This is a genomic window from Leisingera sp. ANG-S5 (assembly GCF_000813925.1).
Classification (GTDB): Bacteria; Pseudomonadota; Alphaproteobacteria; order Rhodobacterales; family Rhodobacteraceae; genus Leisingera.
Genome location: NZ_JWLH01000001.1, coordinates 618,693 through 636,879, shown reverse-complemented (window position 1 = coordinate 636,879; position 18,187 = coordinate 618,693). Strand labels below are relative to the sequence as shown.

Sequence of the window (18,187 nt, the reverse complement as noted above, 5' to 3'; positions counted from 1 at the left end):
ATGATGTGCAGCGGGGAAGTTCCATGGCGATTTTCGCCCCGCGCAGGGTTTCCTTCAAGGACTACTTGTCACTGCCCCGCGGTTCGCGAACCAGTTCCTCGCCGTCTTTCAGCACCTCGCCGTCGGCACTGAACGCCCGGTTGTCGCCTGGAACCTTGGGGGCCGGCCCGCGGAAAATCTCCCGCAGGAACCCCGGCGCCAGTCCGGCCAGCGGGTTGACAGCAACCGACGGATCATCAGCGGTGCCGCGCAGGGTAAAGGTAAAGCCGAACAGCCCCTCACCGTCGCGCGGCGACAATACTCGCCCGATCGCGTTCAGCAGGTAAACCGGAGAAATCACCCCCCGCATGTTCAACCGGCTGCTGTTCAGGTTGTAGTTTCCGTCCAGCGACAGCCCCATCGACGGGCCCACCGCGCTGCTCTGGTGCAGGATCAGATGCGAATCCCCCAGCCGGAACCGCCCGTCCATGCTGGTGAACAGGATGCCCTGCCCCGTCATCTCATCCAGCAGCCCGACCAGGCTGATCGCGTTCAGGATCGCCGCCATCGACGGCGCATTCCGCACCCGGATGTTGCGGACGTTGACCTTGCCGTCATATTCACCCGGCGCACCGGCGGCGGGCACCAGCGTCATGTCGAAACTGCCGCCGCGGCCATGTTCGAACACGCCGGCGGAGCGGAACACCCCGCCCGCATCATTTGAGCGGATGCGCGAGGCGGTTCCCCCGTTCTGCGGCACCACGGTGCCCGCCACCGGCGTCTGCCCGTTCAGCCGTGCGGTGAACTCCCCGTTCATGCCGCCGCGGGTGGAAAACCGCCCCTGGAAATTCTGCAGCCCGATGCTGTCAGTCACCTGCAGGTTCTGCAGCCGCAGGGTGATCGGCACATCGCCGCCGCTGCTGCCGCTGCTGCCGCTTGCGCTGTCGGAGAACGGCGACCGGTTCAGGTCCAGCCGCCCGCCGGTCACCTCGATCGCGGGCGCCGCCGCGCCACGGCCGGTGAAGGTCACGGCGCCGCGGAACCAATTGCCGGCCTGCGCGGAGGAGAACACCGCCTGATCCAGCCCGCCGCTCTTGCGCGTCGTGACCCGGCCCGTGGCAGACAGTCCGGGCGCTTGCAGCTCCAGACGGTCCACCGTGGCTGGCTCGGCCAGCGTTGCAGTGAGCGACAGCTTGCCTTTTGCTGCCGCGCCCTTGCGCCAGCTGATTTCCGGTATGCGCAGCCCCACTCCGCTAAGGTCGGAGTCCAGCTGCAGCCGCGGCGGCACGCCCGGCTTCAAGTCCACCGAGTACCGCCCCTGCGCCTTGCCGGATACCGCACCGCGCGGCAGGCCGATGTTGAAAGCCTCTACCGCAGCCGGGGACAGTTCGATCACCCCGGCGACCCGGCTGTCCGGCGGTGCATCCTTGCCGATCTTCTGCTGCCAGCTGGCACTCAGCGGCACGCCGGACAGGCTGCCATTACCGCTGATCCGAACTTGCCCCTGATCGCCCTCAACCTGCAGCAGCGGTGCCGCCGCCACATGGCCCGGCACCAGCTTTGCGCTTTCCACCGCCCGCACCGTGCCGCGGTAGTGATAGAGGATCTGTTCCACCGGCACCTCTTTCTGCAAGGGCAGCGACAGGGTGCCTTCGGCCTCCACCAGCCCTTCCGCCAGGTCCACCGGCAGGCTGGCCTTATCCATCACCCGCAAGGGTTCCCGGTTCAGCAGCGACAGCGCCGCGGTGGCAGAGCCCTTCGCCTTGATCCGGGCAATCCCCGGCGTTCCATCCTTGGCTGAGACATCCGGGATGATGAAGGACGTGCCCGCCACCTCCACTTCGCCGCCCTGATCCGCCGTGACGGTCCCGCCAGAGGAAGTGACCACAAACCGGTTGCCGTAAAGGCTCAGCTGGCCAGAGCCGCCAACCACCGGCGGCATGAATTTCTGAAACAGCACTTCGGCGCCCTCAAACGCCAGGTCCAGGCTGACAAACGGCTTGCCGCTGCCGCGCCCGCGCATGTGGAAGCCGACATCGCGCACCAGACCGGCCCGCAGGTTTTCGTGCACCCACTCCCGCGGCTTCGGGGCCAGAACTGAGGGCCACAATTCCTTGACCCGCGCGGCGCGCACCTGATCGACGCTGCCGTTCAGATCGTAGTCCCAGCCGTCGCTGCCTGCCCCGACAGTGCCGTCGAAATGGATGCGGCTGTCGCCGTCCCGCACCAGCATCTCGCCCAGCCGCAGCCGGAACGGTTTCAGCCGCAGGTCGAAATCCGCGTCCACGGCGGGGAATTTCACCGGTGTCTCGAACAGCCGGCGCGGGTTCAGCTCCAGGTCGGAGAACCGCAGCTGGCCCACCAGCCCGGCCAGCTGGCCGTTCTGCACTCCGGCCAGGCTCGCCTGCCCCTGCATCACCCCTGAGCCCCAGCCGCTTTCCACGCTCAACTCCGAGAACGCCAGCCGCTGGCGCGCGGGATCATAGGTGAAGTAACTGCGCGCGCCGGTGATCGGCACCGGGCGGGTCTGCGCGGCCGGCTGGATCACACCCTCGCCGATGCGCAGGCTGGCCTGCACCGGCTGCACCACGCCATCCGCCGCCACACCGCCGCGCAGCGATCCGGAAATCGGTGCCCGCAGCACCCCCAGCCAGCCCAAGGCCGGGCTTTGCACGGCGATATCCTCACTAGCGATCTCCGACACAAGCACCCCGAATTCCGCCTCCGGGCTGCCAATCTCGGACGCATAGCTGGCCTCTACCGTGCCCACCTCGCCGCGGCCGCTGAGGACAGAGAACGCCGCCGACAGCGACACCGAACTGCCCTGCCGCTGCAGCCCGATCCGGCCGCCGTCCAGCGTCCAGCCGCGGCCCAGCCGGTCGTCGGTATAGGAGAGGGTCAGCTCGCTGGTTTCCACTTCGGTCAGCGCCGCCAGCACCGGCTTCTGCAGCTGACTGTCCCATTGCTCGATCAGCTCCACCAGGGTTGCAGCCCGCCGCGATGGTGCCGCGCCGCTGGCAAAACTCAGCGCCAGGCTGCCATCTTCATTACGCCTGAGCGCCGCAAACAGCCCGCTCAGCGCGATCCGCTTGGGCTGGATCCTCCCCCGCAGAAGGGGCCGCATCGCCAGGCTCGCCTGAGCATCCGCCAGCTGGGCAAAGACACTGCCGTCCGGGTGCCGCAGCACCACGTCCTGCAGGCTCACCCGCGGCCGCCAGCCCTTGTTCACCACTACATGGATGGCGCCGAATTCGACTTGCAGCCCGTTCAGATGCTGCTCGATCCGCGCCTCCACCCGGCCGCGCACCCAGTCCGGCGCATCGAGCCGGGTACCGATCCCGAAATAGACCGCGCCTGCGCCCAGAAAGGACAGCAGCGCCAGCACCCAGACCAGCCCGCGCAGCAGCCGCCAGCGGCGGCGGCGCCGCGGCGCAGCTGCGGCAGCCGCATCCGCTTCCGGCTCGGGGCCGGGCACGGGCACCGCCTCAGCGGCGGCGCGGATATTCTCGCCGTCGGGTTTGATCTCAGCTTTCCCTTCGCTGTTCATCGGTTATGGTCGCCGCGCAGTGAGTTGCGCAAATGACAGGAGACAGGCCAATGCTTGACGTTTCAGATCCCGCCCCTTCCTTTACCCTGCCCCGCGGCGGCGGCGGAGAGGTCACTTTGTCCAGCCTTCAGGGCGCGCCCGTGGTGCTGTTCTTCTACCCCCGCGATAATACCCCCGGCTGCACCAAAGAATCCATCGCCTTTTCAGAGGCTTTGCAGGCATTCGCCGATGCCGGCGCTCACGTTTTCGGGATTTCCAAGGACAGCCTCAAGAAGCATGAGAATTTCACCGCAAAACACGGGCTGACCACGCCGCTTCTGTCGGATGCCGAGGGCACCGTGTGCGAGGATTACGGTGTCTGGAAAGAGAAAAGCATGTACGGCAAGAAACACTGGGGCATCGAGCGCTCCACCTTCCTGATCGGTGCCGATGGGAACATTGCCCGGGTCTGGCGCAAGGTGAAAGTAGATGGCCATGCCGAGGAAGTGCTGGAAGCCGTCCGCGCGCTTTAGGCGAAGTGCTCCCGCCAGCCCTGCCCGCGCCCTGAGGGGCACGAGCCGCGGCTGTTGGGCCCGGCGCCGCCCCATGGGGCGGCGCGCAGCGCGCGGCACGCGCGCTGCCATGCCCAAGCCGGCCAGGATGATCAGCCTGCTGATCACTCGCAGGCGCGGGAGTGCGCCGGTTTCCGCACTGGACTCTGCCGCCCAAATCAGGTGAACCGGCCCCCGCAATGGCCCAGCCGCCCCGCCGCAACAGGAGACCCACATGACCGATCAGCCCCTTTCGCTTGCCGAACGTGCCGCCGAGGTGCTGACCACCGCCGACGGGCGTGCCAAGACCGCCCTGTCGCGCCGCCATGCCGCCGCGTGGTTTGCCAGCCGCAAGGGCGAGGCACCGCAGATCCCCACCGGCACCGCCACCCCACCGATGCATCCGGCCCGTCCTGAAAAACCGGAACTTCTGAACCCGCGCGACGTGCCCAAGCGCAAGCCCGGGTCCGAGGCCGGCCGCATCGCGCTGCTGCACGCGGTGGCCCATATCGAGCTTAATGCCGTCGACCTGCACTGGGACATCATCGCGCGGTTCTCCCATGTGCCGATGCCACTGGGGTTCTTCGACGACTGGGTGCAGGCCGCGGATGAAGAAAGCAAGCATTTCAACCTGATGTGCGACTGCCTTGAAGCTTTGGGCAGCCACTACGGCGCCCTGCCCGCGCACGCCGGCATGTGGCGCGCTGCAGAGGACACGGCAGACGATCTGATGGGCCGTCTCGCCGTGGTGCCGATGGTGCTGGAGGCCCGCGGCCTCGATGTGACCCCCGGCATGATCGAGGTGTTCCGCAAGGCAAACCTCCCCCAAGCGGTGGAGGCGCTGGAACTGATCTATGCCGAGGAAGTCAGCCACGTTGCCTATGGCTCCAAATGGTTCAACTTCCTGTGCGGACGGGACAATCTGGACCCAAAGGAGGAATTCCATGCGCTGGTGCGCAAGTATTTCCGCGGCGCGCTGAAACCGCCCTTCAACGAGGAAAAACGCGCCGATGCCGGCCTGCCGCCGGATTTCTACTGGCCGCTGGCCGACCAAGTGAAACCGCTGCCGGGCTGGTAAACCGGGCCGGTGAACCAGCCGCCTGAGCACCCCGGTCCGGCCTTTACCCGGAGGCCGCACAGGCGTAGACTGCAAAGGCCCGGAACCGCGGCTGCAGCCATGTTCGAAAACGACTTTCCACTGCTGAGCACAGCCAGCCTTGTTGCCCTGATCCTGCACAAGGCCGGAACCGGTCCCGTGACGCTCGAGAGCTGCGAAACCGCCCTTGCCGCCCTGTTCCGCCAGGCCAATGAGACGCCAGGCCTGCCGCCGGAGGAGCTTCGGGAACGGCTGGCGGGCCATCTGGCGGACCTTCAAACAGCCCGTATTCTGGAACAGGAAGCGGACGGCAGCTGGCAGCTGACCCGCCGCGGCCGCCGGGCGCTGGAACAGCACCCGGAAGGCCTCGACCAGACCGACCTGGCCCGCTACCCGGAATTTGCCGCCCATCTGCGCGACACCGCCCATCAGCCTTGCGGAATGGACCCGAGGGGCGCGCATTTTGACGAAGGCTTCCGCGCCGGCCTGAACGGCAAGCCCCTGACCGCCAACCCCTATGCCTTTGACAACGCCGACCATCAGGCTTGGGAAAGCGGCTGGAGCGAAGCGAGAAACGAACGCCAGGGCTGACGGGACGTTCACCGGCAAACCGCACCTGCGGCCTGGCCTTGCAAGGCCCTTTCCGCGCTTCTTAGCCCTCTTTTCAAGGCTTTCCGTGACACTCTTCCCCTGAAACGGTGGTTTACCAGTCGTGCCGGATACCGGGTAAACACACCTGGGATGCGTTCCCTCCACCGCTGCAAGGGTATCCTGCTTGCGCTGCCGCGCCAGTCTGCGCGCTGACAAAGCCAAGGGGGAACCGGCATGAACCCCACGGACATGGAATTCATTCCCAACGACATGCTCGAGACCGAAGACCGCACGGTCATGCCCTCGGGCCTCACCAACCTGTTCCACTAGGACGGCGACGCAAACGACAGCGCCGGCGGCAACAATGGCACCGTCTATGGTGCCAGCACCGTGGCCGGCAAGGATGGCGGCGCGCTCAGCTTTGACGAGACGGACGATTACGTCGCCATCCCTGATGTCGAGATGAACGACACCTTCACCATCACCTTCCAGTTCAAGGCCGATGATAACGACGGCTCGCTGTTCCAGTACCTCTACAGCCACGGTGACATCAACGGAACCAACAGCATCAACGTTTTCATGACGGAAAACGGCCACGGCACCGACCCGAATATGATGCGCACTGTGATCCAGGACGAGATCGATACCCTCAGCAACACCGATTTGGAATTCGACATCAGCGGCATCATCGGCGACGGCCAGTGTCATACCTATAGGCTGACGGTGGATTTCTCCGGCTCCAAGGTCTACCTCGACGGGGTCGAACAAAACAGCAGCACCGCCGGCGGCGATCCGATCAACCCCACCGGCGATGTGATCCTCGGCAGCCGCAGCGGCTTCAACGCCGACCGATATTACGGCGGCGAGATGGATACCCTGCAGATCTACGACCGCGCCCTCACCCAGTCGGAGGTGACAGAAACCCACACCACCACCGCCCCGACAATTGCCGCAGGCACCGTGATTGCCTCGGTCGACGAGGTGACCGACACGGACAACCCAACGGGCCATACCTTTTCCTTGACCGAAGATGCCGGCGGCAAATTCGTGATTGACCCGAACACGGGCGATATTTCCCTGGCCGCCGACCACGCTGCAGACACCCTGTTCAGCGACACCGTCACGGTCAAGGTCACCGATCCGGACACCAACACCTATACCGAGACCCTGGGCGTCGCCATAGGCACCGAGGACGGCGATGACACCATGACCGGCCCGCACGACCAGAACGTGATGTACGGGCTGGGCGGCGACGATGACCTCACGGGCGGCAGCGGCGATGACACGCTCGATGGCGGCGCAGGCAATGACTCCCTGACCGGCGGCGCCGGCGATGACGTTTCCGCCGCCTCCACAGGCCATGACACCATCAGCGATTACAACACCGGCAATACCGGCGCGCTGGATGATGGCGACAGCGACAACACCCAATTCGGAGCCGGCGACAGCCTCACCTTCTCCGGCGCCTCCGCCGACAGGTCCTCCTTCACCACGGAAAACACCGGCGTTGTCTGTTTCACCGCGGGCACCGCCATCCGCACGCCCCAAGGCGATCAGCTCGTTGAGACGCTGCGCCCCGGCGATCTGGTATTCACCCTCGACAACGGTCCCCAGCCCACTTGCTGGATCGGCACACGGCGCCTGACCCGGGCGGAGGTTGGGCGCTGTTTCCGCAGCTGTTCCGGCCCGGTGCAGCGGCACCGCAGGCATACGGGGGGCTTGCCCGGCCCGTAGCTGCAAAACCTGAGCAAGCCGGACGGCCAGCTCCGCACATGCTGCCCACCGCCTTCCTCGCGCAGCACCTGCCAGTCTGACCGCCGCCGCTGCGCTGACCCCGCGTCACCCCGGGATCAGCCAGGTGCCGTCTCGGCAAATTTCCGCCGACTTCCCCGTCTGACCAGCACCTTGCCCCCCCAATGGGTCAACAGGCTTGCCCAAATGCGCAGCCCTGTCTATTGACTTCGGCCAAGGTCCCGGGCCTGCCCCTAGGCAGCACAAGGGCACCGGACGACGAGACAGACAGGGAAGACACATTGCGCACACGGCTCGCGATCAGAATTCACAGTTTTCTCGAACGCCGCTTCCCGGAGCGGCGGGTGTTCCTGAAGTCCGATACCGACACAAGGTTCATCCGGCTGCGCTCTGAAACCCAGCTGATCGCCATGGCTGGCGTCACCCTGTTTGTGGCCTGGTCGATTGTCGCCACCGCCATCGTGCTGATGGACAGTATCGGCTCCGGCAACTTCCGCGAGCTGGCCAAGCGCGACCAGCAGACCTACCGCGCCCGCCTGAATGCGATTTCCGATGAACGCGACGCCCGCGCCGAAGAAGCACTGGCCGCGCAGGAGCGTTTCAACGCCGCGCTGGCGCAGATCTCCGTCATGCAGTCGGAACTGCTGGCGTCCGAGACCCGCCGCCGCGAGCTGGAAACCGGCATTGAGGTGATCCAGTCCACCCTGCGCGACACCATGACCCAGCGCGACGGCGCCCGCAAAGCCCTGGCGCAGCTGAAAGAGGATACCGAGGGCGGTGCCAGCCCCCATGCAGTGATGGCCAGCGCCGAGGCGCAGATGGGCCTGCTGGCAAGTGTTCTGTCCGACACCGCAAGTGAACGCGACCAGATTCAGGCCGACGCCCAGGGCGCGCTGGAGCAGCGCGACGAGCTGGAGCTGGAACTGCAGCTGATGAATGAGCGCAACAGCCAGATCTTCCGCCAGCTGGAAGAGGCGGTTGCGGTCTCCGTCACCCCGCTCGACAAGATGTTCCGCAACGCCGGCATGCCGCCCGACCGCATCCTCGAACAGGTGCGCCGCGGCTACAGCGGCCAGGGCGGCCCGCTTGAGCCGCTGGCAATGTCCACCCGGGGCGAGGAACCCAGTCCCGAAGCCCTGCGCGCCAATGCAATCCTCGCCAAGCTGGACCAGCTTAACCTCTACCGGCTGGCCGCCCAGCAGGCGCCCTTTGCCACCCCGGTGAACCTCGGCCACGTGCGCCAGACCTCCGGCTACGGCTACCGCCGCGACCCCAAAACCGGCGGCCGACGCCTGCACAAAGGGTCCGATTTCGCCGGCAGCACCGGCACCGATATCTTTGCCACCGCCGACGGCGTGGTCACCCATGCCGGCTGGCAATCCGGCTACGGCAAGATGGTCACCATCCGCCACGCCTTCGGCATCGAAACCAGATATGCCCATAACTCCAGGATCCGCGTGACAAAGGGCCAAAGGGTCTCGCGCGGGGATCACATTGCTGATATGGGTAACACCGGACGGTCCACCGGGACCCACCTCCACTACGAGGTCAGGGTCAACGGGCAAGCTGTTAACCCCATGATCTATATCAAGGCTGCGAGAAATGTTTTCTAAGAGCAAAATCAACGAGCCCGGGCCGAAGCAGGCCGAAGCAACCCCGGCACCCGCGGCAGCACCGGCAGCTGCGCCTGCGGCCAGCGACTACACCTCCAGCATGCCCAAGGCCAAGCCCGCCGCATCGCTGCTGAGCTCGGACCTGCACATCACCGGCAACGTCAAGACCACCGGCGACATCCAGGTCGAAGGCACGGTTGAGGGCGACATCCGCGCGCATCTGCTGACCGTCGGCGAAACCGCCACCATCAAGGGTGAAATCACCGCCGATGACGTGGTCATCAATGGCCGCATCGTCGGCCGTGTGCGCGGCCTCAAGGTGCGCCTGACCTCCACCGCGCGGGTCGAGGGCGACATCATCCACAAGACCATCGCCATTGAGTCCGGCGCCCACTTCGAAGGCTCCGTGCAGCGCCAGGACGACCCGCTGAACCCGGGCGGCCGCAAGTCCGCTCCGGCGGCAGCCGCAGCTCCGGCCGCAGCCCCGGCTCCGGCACCGTCGGCCGCGGTTCAGGCCGCAACCAAGGCACATAAAGCAGAAAGCTGAGCCGCCATCCGGCAAGCCTTCTGCACGGCCGGGTCTGACAGGGACCACCAGAACGCCGCGGGGCCACCCGCGGCGTTTTCTGTTGCATCACCCTGGCTTTACGCAACGTACAGCAGTCCGGCCTTTACCATTTTCGCTTAAAGATTTATCAACCGCCAAAACAACCCCGGCCTGCAAAGCCCCACGTTTCAGGACACATAATGGCGAATATTGTTGTTACGGACGCATCCAATACCGTCCCGGAATATGATCTTTCCAATTTTGACATCAGCAACGTCACCGTCGTTTCCGCCACTGGCTCAACTTTCACGGTGCGCTACGAAGGTATCACTGCCGTCTTCAAAGGCACCTTTGCCTACAACGGCGCAGGCGTGCCTGCGGACGGCAGCACCATCCAGTCCATTTCCCTGCGCTATGACGGAACCGAGTTCACCTCCATAACCGGTCTCAGCCTGACCTATCAGGACCTGGCACAGGGCGATCTCGAGAGCGTGCTGGAGACCGCACTGGGCGGCAATGACAGCTACACCTCTGCTTACAATGGCGGCGAGTACATCCGAACCTACGGCGGTAATGACACCATCCAGGCCGGCAGCGGACAGGACACCATCAATGGCGGCAGCGGACACGACACCTATGTCATCAGCAACCCGGCTGATGGCCTCGGTTACGGCTTTGACTCGACCTTCGGCTTTAGAATCTACGACGCCCAGGGCCAGGTTCTGGACTATTTATACAACGTTGAAACGGTCAAGGTCGGCAGCAAAACCCTCCGGGTCCAGGAGGGCGGCGACGGCGCCGATCTGCTGACTGCCAAAAACCCCAGCGGAACTTCCAGCCGGGATATCATCAATGGCCGCGAAGGCAATGACACCATCCGCGGCGGGCATAAGTCCGACGTGCTTCTGGGCTGGACCGGCGAGGACAACATCCACGGCGGCACCCAGTATGACTTCATTGCAGGCGGTTTTGACAACGACCACCTGTCCGGCGGCAGCGGCAGTGACAAGGTTTGGGGCGAATACGGCAGCGACAAGGTGTACGGCGGTACCGGCAACGACACCCTGGTCGGCGGACAAGGCAGCGACTCCCTGTATGGCGGATTGGACAACGACACACTCAAAGGCGATGATACCTATTCCTCACACGGCCATGACCAGCTTTACGGCGGCCGCGGCAATGACCGGCTGGAGGGCCATGGCGGCAACGACAGCCTGTATGGCGGCAAGAACCACGATACCATTTACGGCGGTTCCGGCGATGATGTGCTCTATGGCGAAACCGGCCATGACACCCTGCAGGGCGGCACCGGCAACGACACCCTGCGCGCCAACGGCGGCGATGACTACCTGTCGGGCGGCTCCGGCAACGACCTGATCGAGGGCGGCGTCGGCAATGACACCCTGTACGGACGCTCCGGCAGCGACACGCTGCGCGGCCAGGCGGGGGATGACCAGCTGCACGGCGGCACCGGCGCGGATGTCTTCATCTTCCACCGCGGCTACGGCAATGACACCATCCAGGATTTCACCGCCGGGCAGGATCACATCAAGATCGGCGTCGGCGCCAACGGCATGGATGATCTGGAGTTCCAGACCCGCGGCGATGACGTGCTGGTGTCCTTCTCCAATGTGACCATCCTGGTCGAGGACATCACCCTGGCGCAGCTGCAGGACGCGGACAACTTCCTGTTCTAACGGCGGTGGAGCGTTGCAACACCCAAAGGCGCGCCCGAGCCGGCGCGCCTGTTTCGCCCGTTAAAGCTGCAAAAACATCACATTTACCCTACGGAAAGCAATTCCCCGCCTTGAACCTTTCAGGCCAATCGGGCAACAGGCATTTAGATTGCATTAACCCTCCGGGTTTCAACCCAAGCATTGCTAAGACCGAGAGGCTGTTTCCATGGCGACTTTTACCATAAATGACTCCAGCTATAGCTGGACCGTCGGCAACCTGACGACGTATCCGGTACGCACGGCAAATGTATCAACCTTCACCAGCAGCCTAATTGTCTCCAGCGGACTGGACTACAGCTACAACTCGTACACCCTTAGGATGACAGGCAGTTTCTGGACTGGCAGCAGCGGGCTCAACGGCACGCTCAACAGCTTCACCTACACGGTGGACGGCAAGACAGTGGTCACCGTAACCGGGCTGAACGTTTCCCTTAGTGACGCGGCCGACGGCGGTTCCAGCTTCGTCAACTCCGCCAACAGTGGCAATGACCTGTTCACCATCAATTCAACCCGCTCCACCACATGGGAGCTGGGGGACGGCAATGACACCATCAATTCCGGCAACGGCAATGAATACATCTACGGCGGCGACGGTATCGACCGGCTGATTGTCGATGGCAAATTGTCCGCAGCCAGCTTCTCCTCCAGCTACGGCCGGATGATCCTGGACGGCTCCGACGGCCGCGACTACCTGAGCTCCGTCGAGCTGGTGCAATTCAGCGACCGCACGGTCAGCGTGAAGGTCGGCAGCTCGTCCTCCAACAAGATCAACGGCGACCGTTTCTCCCGCACCCCGGACGACATTCTTCTGGGCGGCTACGGCAACGACACGATCTCCGGCCGCACCGGCAATGACAGCCTGATTGGCGAATACGGGACCGACGTTCTCTATGGCCAGAGCGGCCACGACAAACTGTACGGCGGCGCCGGCGGCGACCGTCTCCACGGCGGCGAGGGCAATGACACCCTCAAGGGCGGCGATTCCGCCAGCGAGACCGGCGACGACAAGCTTTACGGCGAGCGCGGCAACGACCGGCTGGAAGGCCAGGCCGGCAACGACAGCCTGTTCGGAGGCAAGAACCACGACACTATTTTCGGCGGCGCCGGCAATGACGTGCTCTATGGCGAAACCGGCCATGACACCCTGCAAGGCGGCACCGGCAACGACACCCTGCGCGCCAACGGCGGTGACGACTACCTGTCGGGCGGCTCCGGCAACGACCTGATCGAGGGCGGCGTCGGCCATGACACCCTGTACGGACGCTCCGGCAGCGACACGCTGCGCGGCCAGGCGGGGGATGACCAGCTGCACGGCGGCACCGGCGCGGATGTCTTCATCTTCCACCGCGGCTACGGCAATGACACCATCCAGGACTTCACCGCCGGGCAGGATCACATCAAGATCGGCGTCGGCGCCAACGGCATGGATGATCTGGAGTTCCAGACCCGCGGCGATGACGTGCTGGTGTCCTTCTCCAATGTGACCATCCTGGTCGAGGACATCACACTGGCGCAGCTGCAGGACGCGGACAACTTCCTGTTCTGACAGCTTCCACCGCTTTCAAACGAACCAAGGCGCGCCCTGCCCGGCGCGCCTTTTACGTGTTGTAAGCTGCGAAGCTATTCGTTCCGCCTAGGTGCAGGAGCCCGCAGGCCTTGCGGCTTGTGATTGAGCGATTTACACTCAAAGTGATACTTGGGACCGATACCTTTCCCGTATAAATGGCAGGACATTTCTGAGTATGGCAAAAATTGTTGTTACGGCCGCCTACGACAGCGGAACCAACTATCTCAATCAGTATAACGCATTTGCTGCCGAACTTCAGATCCGCTCCGCCAGCGCCACCAGATTGGAACTGGTTTACAAGGACACCGTCCTCCTGTTCGAGGGCGCGTTTACCTATGATGCCTCCGGCACCCCCGCAGCTGACAGCCGCATAACTGCATTTTCCCAATGGTATGCGGGTGCAATGTACTACGAAATCAGCGATTTCGATCTGACGTATCAGGATCTTGCCGAAAGTACCGTTTACAGCTTTCAGATCAAAGCGGTGGCGGGTGATGACACTTTCACATCCTACGCAAACAGTAGCGTCCGCTACTGGACAGGGGACGGCAACGACCGTCTCATGGGCACCTCTCGCACGGACTACCTGTCGGGCGGTAGCGGAAACGACACGATCTATGGCGGAAACGGCTACAACCGGCTCTCGGGCGATGACGGCGAAGACCGCATGTATGGTGGCAAAAACGTCGATCACTTGACCGGCGGCGAAGGCCGGGATGTGCTCTATGGCGGTGCTGGCCGCGACTATGTCAGCGGCCAGCAGGGCAACGACACGCTGTTTGGCGGCAGCGGCGGGGACGGTCTAGTCGGCGGAAAGGGGCATGACCTGCTCAATGGCGGCTCCGGGGATGACTACCTGCTCGGAAAAACCGGCACCGACAGGCTCTGGGGCCAGACCGGCAACGATAGGCTAGTAGGCGGGAGCGGGTGGGACACCCTTCACGGGCAGGCCGGTGGTGACGTTCTTGAAGGGGGTAAAGGTAACGACCTTCTTTACGGCGGCGAAGGAAGTGACACCCTGAAAGGTTATGGTGCCAGGGCCGAAGCCAGCGATGACACCCTTTACGGCGAACAGGGCAACGACCGGCTGGAGGCAAACAGCGGCGCTGATCTCCTCTATGGCGGCACCGACGACGACACCCTGTACGGCGGCCCGGGTGATGACCTGCTCTTTGGGCAAACAGGCCACGACACCCTGCAGGGCGGCATGGGCAACGACACCCTCAAGGCGGGCAGCGGTGACGATTTCCTGTCAGGCGGCTACGGCGACGACATTCTTCTGGGTGAAGCGGGCAGCGACACCCTGCACGGGCGTGCCGGCAATGACACGCTGCGGGGCATGGCGGGCGATGACCTGCTGCACGGCGGCACCGGCGCCGATGTCTTCGTCTTCCACAGCGGCTATGGCAATGACACCATTCAGGATTTCAACGACGGCCAGGATCACATCAGGATCGGCACAGGTGCCTCCGGCATGGGCGATCTCAATTTCCAAACCCAGGGGGATGACGTGCTGGTGTCCTTCTCCAACGTGACCTTCCTGGTCGAGGACATTACCCTGGCGCAACTGCAGGACGCGGATAACTTCCTGTTCTGACGGCGGTTTCCGCAGCAAATAATACAATGGCGCGCCCGGCCCGGCGCGCCTTTTTCATTTCAGCATCCATGTGCCGTCCGGCCAGAAGGCATGAAAGGCAAAGGCAAACATCACGTCATGGGGCACATCCCGCCCCTGCGCGTCACGCACCCGGACAGATCCGATGTCGCGCCCCTGCGACAGCCTGCCCGTATCCAGGGCTGAGGCCTGCCCCGCCCGCCAGCTCAGCACCAGACCGGCCTCGCGGATCTCGCCCTCCTGCGCCAGCCGGTCCAGCGGCCAGGCGCGGCTGCCAACCCGCACCACCCGCGCCATCGGCGCCACCCCATGCGGCGGCGGGCTGCCATCATAAAGGAACGGCCATTTCGCGGTGTCATAGCCGCGGTAGGGGTTGCGCCCGTAATCCCGGTTCCAGCCCGGCTCTGCCATCACCAGCCCGTCCGGGTTGCGTGCGGTGAACTCCTGCCAGCTCTCGACCCAGCTCGGCAGCGTCTTCAGCCTGGTCCCGGTCATCCGCCCGACGATGCCGGTGCCGGTTGCCTGCTGCCACCAGCTCTGGCTCTCGCGGTCATACATCACCATGTCGGAAAACCGCAGCTTGCCGCTGACGCCAAAACTCAACGTGCCTGCCGCCGTGCGCCGGTCAAATGTCACTGCCGAGTTGCATAGCGGGCAATAGGTCACAGCCACCGGCACCCCGGCCACCACGTCGTTCACGATCTCATGCCAGGTCAGGTAGCGCAGCGGATAGGCCCGTGGCTTGGCCCCTTCCATCTGCAGCGTGATCACCGGCTCCCGCGGCTTCAGCCGCCGCGCCTTGGCGGGTTCCACGAACTGCGGCTCATCCAGTGCCGGGATCGCGTCCTTGCCCACCCCGCCAGAACGGATCTGGCGCCACTCCGGCACATTGGTGCGGCAGAAATCGGTCTGCGGCCACTCCCGCTTCCAGACCTGCGGATCGGCGGCAGCACCCGACGGCAGCAGCAGCGCCAGACACAACAAAACACCTTTGAACATGATCAAACGCCTCCTGCCCCAGTAAACGGCGGCAGAGCGGCGCAGAACAGAGGGCGGCACGGGCTTGTGACCTGCCGTTAGCGCCCGGCAAAAGCAAAGGCCCGCCCCCGGAATGCCGGGCGCGGGCCTCAATCTTACGGACAACCGGACCCGATTACTCGGTCACGGTCACCTTGGTCATCGCATCCGGCTGGCCGATCACAGAACCGTTGTTGCCGGCGCCGCGCTTGATTGCATCGACCACATCCATGCCCTCGGTCACCTTGCCGACAACCGTGTACTGGCCGTTCAGGAAATGGCCCGCATCAAACATGATGAAGAACTGCGAGTTGGCGCTGTTCGGGCTTTGCGAACGCGCCATGCCCACGACGCCGCGGTCAAACGCCAGGTCGGAGAACTCGGCCGGCAGGTCCGGGCGGCTGGAGCCGCCGCGCCCGGCGTAGCTCATGTCGCCGCCGATCCGGCCGAACTCCACGTCGCCGGTCTGCGCCATGAAGCCCTCGATCACGCGGTGAAACACCACGCCATCATATTGGCCTTCCGCCGCCAGCGCAGTGATCTGCTCCACATGCTTGGGCGCCACGTCCTCGAACAGGTCGATCTTGATGGTGCCGTTGGCTTCGCCTTCGACCTGGACCTCCAGGCCAGAGGCAAAGGCAGGCCCCGCCGCCAGCAGGGCCACCAGCGAAAGCGCCTTACGCATCCGCAGCAACCTTCACGGAGATCATCCGGTCCGGGTTCGCAGGCGGCTCGCCGCGGGTGATCGCGTCCACATGCTCCATGCCTTCGATGACACGGCCGTAGACGGTGTACTGGCCGTTCAGGAAGTGGTTGTCCTTGAAGTTGATGAAGAACTGCGAGTTTGCGGAGTTCGGGTTCTGCGACCGCGCCGCGCCCAGGGTGCCGCGGTCGTGCGGCAGTTTGGAGAACTCGGCCGGCAGATCCGGCAGGCTGGAGCCGCCGGTGCCCGCCATGCGGATGTTGAAGCCGTCTTCCATGTCGCCGTTGGCCACATCGCCGGTCTGCGCCATGAAGCCGTCGATCACGCGGTGGAAGCAGACGTTATCATATTCGCCGCCGCGGGCCAGTTCCTTCATCCGCTCGGAATGCTTCGGCGCCACGTCGGGCAGCAGCTCGATCACCACATTGCCGTCTTTCAGCTCGATGATGATGGTGTTTTCGGGATCTTTAATCTCGGCCATCTGGCCCTCCTGTCGTCGAAATTTGCACAGATACCTAAGCCCAGAGCCCGGAAATGCCAAGGGAGCATTGACTGATGCGCAAAAACCCCCGAAACAGCGCGCGGATTTATCGGCAATTTCACCAATGAGGGGTCTCGCAGATGGGCTGGAAAACACTCGACGACATGGATCTGAACGGCAAGCGCGTGCTGGTGCGCGTGGACATCAACGTGCCGATCGTCGACGGCGTGGTGACCGACTCCACCCGCATCCGCCGCATCGCCCCCACCGTGCGTGATATTCTGGCCGCGGGCGGCAAGCCGATCCTGCTGGCCCACTTCGGCCGCCCCGGCGGCGAGCGGCGCGAGAACCTGTCGCTTAACCAGCTGGTGCCGACGCTGGAACGCGCTTTTGAAACCAAGGTCCTGTTTGCCGCCGATTGCGTCGGCGCCGGGGCTGAGGCCGCCGCAGACGCGCTGCAGCCGGGCGAAGTTCTCCTGCTTGAAAACACCCGCTTCCACGCCGCTGAGACCAAGAACGACCCGGACCTGGCCGCCGGCATGGCGCGCCTGGGCGAGGTCTACTGCAACGACGCCTTCTCCGCCGCCCACCGCGCCCACTCCTCGACCGAGGCACTGGCCCGCCTGCTGCCCGCCTGTGCCGGCCGCCTGATGCAGGCCGAACTGGAAGCGCTGGAAAGCGCCCTGGGCCAGCCGCAGCGCCCGGTGACTGCCGTGGTCGGCGGTGCCAAGGTCTCCACCAAGCTGGAACTGCTGGGCAACCTCATTGAGAAGGTCGACCACCTGGTGATCGGCGGCGGCATGGCCAATACCTTCCTGGTTGCCAAGGGCCTGCCGGTCGGCATTTCGCTGGCCGAACGCATCATGAAGGACACCGCAGCCGAAATCCTGGCCAAGGCCGAGGCCGCGGGCTGCGAGATCATTCTGCCCTCCGACATCGTGGTCGCCAAGAAGTTCGAATCCAACGCTCCGCACGAAGTCCTGCCCGCCGATCAATGCCCCGAGGACGGCATGATCCTGGACGCAGGCCCGGAAAGCGTCGCCCGCATCATCGAGGTCTTTGCCAACAGCAAGACCCTGATCTGGAACGGCCCGCTCGGCGCGTTTGAGCTGGAACCCTTTGACGCCGCCACCAACTCTGCCGCGCTGAAAGCAGCGGCCATGACCCGTTCCGGCCAGCTGATCTCCGTGGCCGGCGGCGGCGACACCGTGGCGGCGTTGAACGCCTCGGGTGCTGCCGGCGACTTCACCTATATCTCCACTGCCGGCGGCGCCTTCCTGGAATGGATGGAAGGCAAAGTGCTGCCCGGCGTTGCGGCGCTGGATCAGTAAGCCAAATACACATCTGCATGACCGCGCCCCGGCCTCACCGCCGGGGCGTTTTCTTTGTCACGGGACAATAAAAGCTTTGCCC

The 18,187-nt window shown here is 64.5% G+C and carries 14 protein-coding genes; 10 read left to right on the top strand and 4 right to left on the bottom strand.

Features of this window, described 5'->3' with window-relative positions; all coding sequences use genetic code 11:
• Positions 1-61: 61 nt before the first annotated feature.
• On the bottom strand, positions 62-3,526 hold the full coding sequence (locus RA25_RS03185) for a YhdP family protein (protein ID WP_039170105.1): 3,465 nt from the start codon (positions 3,524-3,526) through the stop codon (positions 62-64).
• A 50-nt stretch (positions 3,527-3,576) separates the two neighbouring features.
• On the opposite strand from RA25_RS03185, the gene RA25_RS03180 reads away from it, so the two are divergent.
• From RA25_RS03180 to RA25_RS03140, 9 genes are all read left to right on the top strand, one after another.
• Positions 3,577-4,038, top strand: coding sequence for a peroxiredoxin (locus tag RA25_RS03180; RefSeq protein WP_039146133.1), 462 nt, complete (start codon positions 3,577-3,579; stop codon positions 4,036-4,038).
• Positions 4,039-4,291: 253 nt separating this feature from the next.
• Complete coding sequence (locus RA25_RS03175; protein WP_039170101.1) at positions 4,292-5,134, top strand: ferritin-like domain-containing protein; 843 nt, start codon at positions 4,292-4,294, stop codon at positions 5,132-5,134.
• Positions 5,135-5,233: 99 nt separating this feature from the next.
• Entirely contained in the window at positions 5,234-5,743 is a 510-nt protein-coding gene (locus RA25_RS03170; protein ID WP_039170098.1) for a ribosome modulation factor, read from the top strand.
• 390 nt (positions 5,744-6,133) lie between these two features.
• On the top strand, positions 6,134-7,477 hold the full coding sequence (locus RA25_RS23400) for a LamG-like jellyroll fold domain-containing protein (protein WP_039170095.1): 1,344 nt from the start codon (positions 6,134-6,136) through the stop codon (positions 7,475-7,477).
• Positions 7,478-7,776: 299 nt separating this feature from the next.
• Positions 7,777-9,108, top strand: coding sequence for a M23 family metallopeptidase (locus RA25_RS03160; RefSeq protein WP_039170092.1), 1,332 nt, complete (start codon positions 7,777-7,779; stop codon positions 9,106-9,108).
• A complete protein-coding gene (locus RA25_RS03155) occupies positions 9,098-9,655 on the top strand; it encodes a bactofilin family protein (protein ID WP_039146145.1) in 558 nt (185 codons plus the stop codon). The genes RA25_RS03160 and RA25_RS03155 overlap by 11 nt, the downstream gene beginning before the upstream one ends.
• 200 nt (positions 9,656-9,855) lie before the next feature.
• Positions 9,856-11,352 (top strand): calcium-binding protein, encoded by a 1,497-nt coding sequence (locus RA25_RS03150; RefSeq protein WP_039170090.1) that lies wholly within the window; start codon positions 9,856-9,858, stop codon positions 11,350-11,352.
• 205 nt (positions 11,353-11,557) lie between these two features.
• Positions 11,558-12,937 (top strand): calcium-binding protein, encoded by a 1,380-nt coding sequence (locus tag RA25_RS22060; RefSeq protein WP_152612154.1) that lies wholly within the window; start codon positions 11,558-11,560, stop codon positions 12,935-12,937.
• A gap of 196 nt (positions 12,938-13,133) precedes the next feature.
• A complete protein-coding gene (locus RA25_RS03140) occupies positions 13,134-14,555 on the top strand; it encodes a calcium-binding protein (RefSeq protein ID WP_052254140.1) in 1,422 nt (473 codons plus the stop codon).
• Positions 14,556-14,609: 54 nt separating this feature from the next.
• Here the strand turns inward: RA25_RS03140 and RA25_RS03135 are convergent, their stop codons facing one another.
• The 3 genes from RA25_RS03135 to RA25_RS03125 form a co-directional block, all read right to left on the bottom strand.
• Positions 14,610-15,572: a DUF3179 domain-containing protein gene (locus RA25_RS03135; RefSeq protein ID WP_039170331.1), complete on the bottom strand. Its 963-nt coding sequence runs from the start codon at positions 15,570-15,572 to the stop codon at positions 14,610-14,612.
• Between the two features lie 154 nt (positions 15,573-15,726).
• Positions 15,727-16,275 carry a peptidylprolyl isomerase gene (locus RA25_RS03130; protein ID WP_039170088.1) on the bottom strand — a complete coding sequence of 183 codons (549 nt, stop codon included), beginning with the start codon at positions 16,273-16,275 and terminating at the stop codon, positions 15,727-15,729.
• Positions 16,268-16,774 carry a peptidylprolyl isomerase gene (locus RA25_RS03125; RefSeq protein ID WP_019296866.1) on the bottom strand — a complete coding sequence of 169 codons (507 nt, stop codon included), beginning with the start codon at positions 16,772-16,774 and terminating at the stop codon, positions 16,268-16,270. Before RA25_RS03125 ends, RA25_RS03130 begins: the two co-directional genes overlap by 8 nt.
• Positions 16,775-16,914: 140 nt before the next feature.
• Here RA25_RS03125 and RA25_RS03120 point away from each other — a divergent pair, with 140 nt between their 5' ends.
• Positions 16,915-18,105 carry a phosphoglycerate kinase gene (locus RA25_RS03120; RefSeq protein ID WP_039170085.1) on the top strand — a complete coding sequence of 397 codons (1,191 nt, stop codon included), beginning with the start codon at positions 16,915-16,917 and terminating at the stop codon, positions 18,103-18,105.
• Positions 18,106-18,187 lie beyond the last annotated feature (82 nt).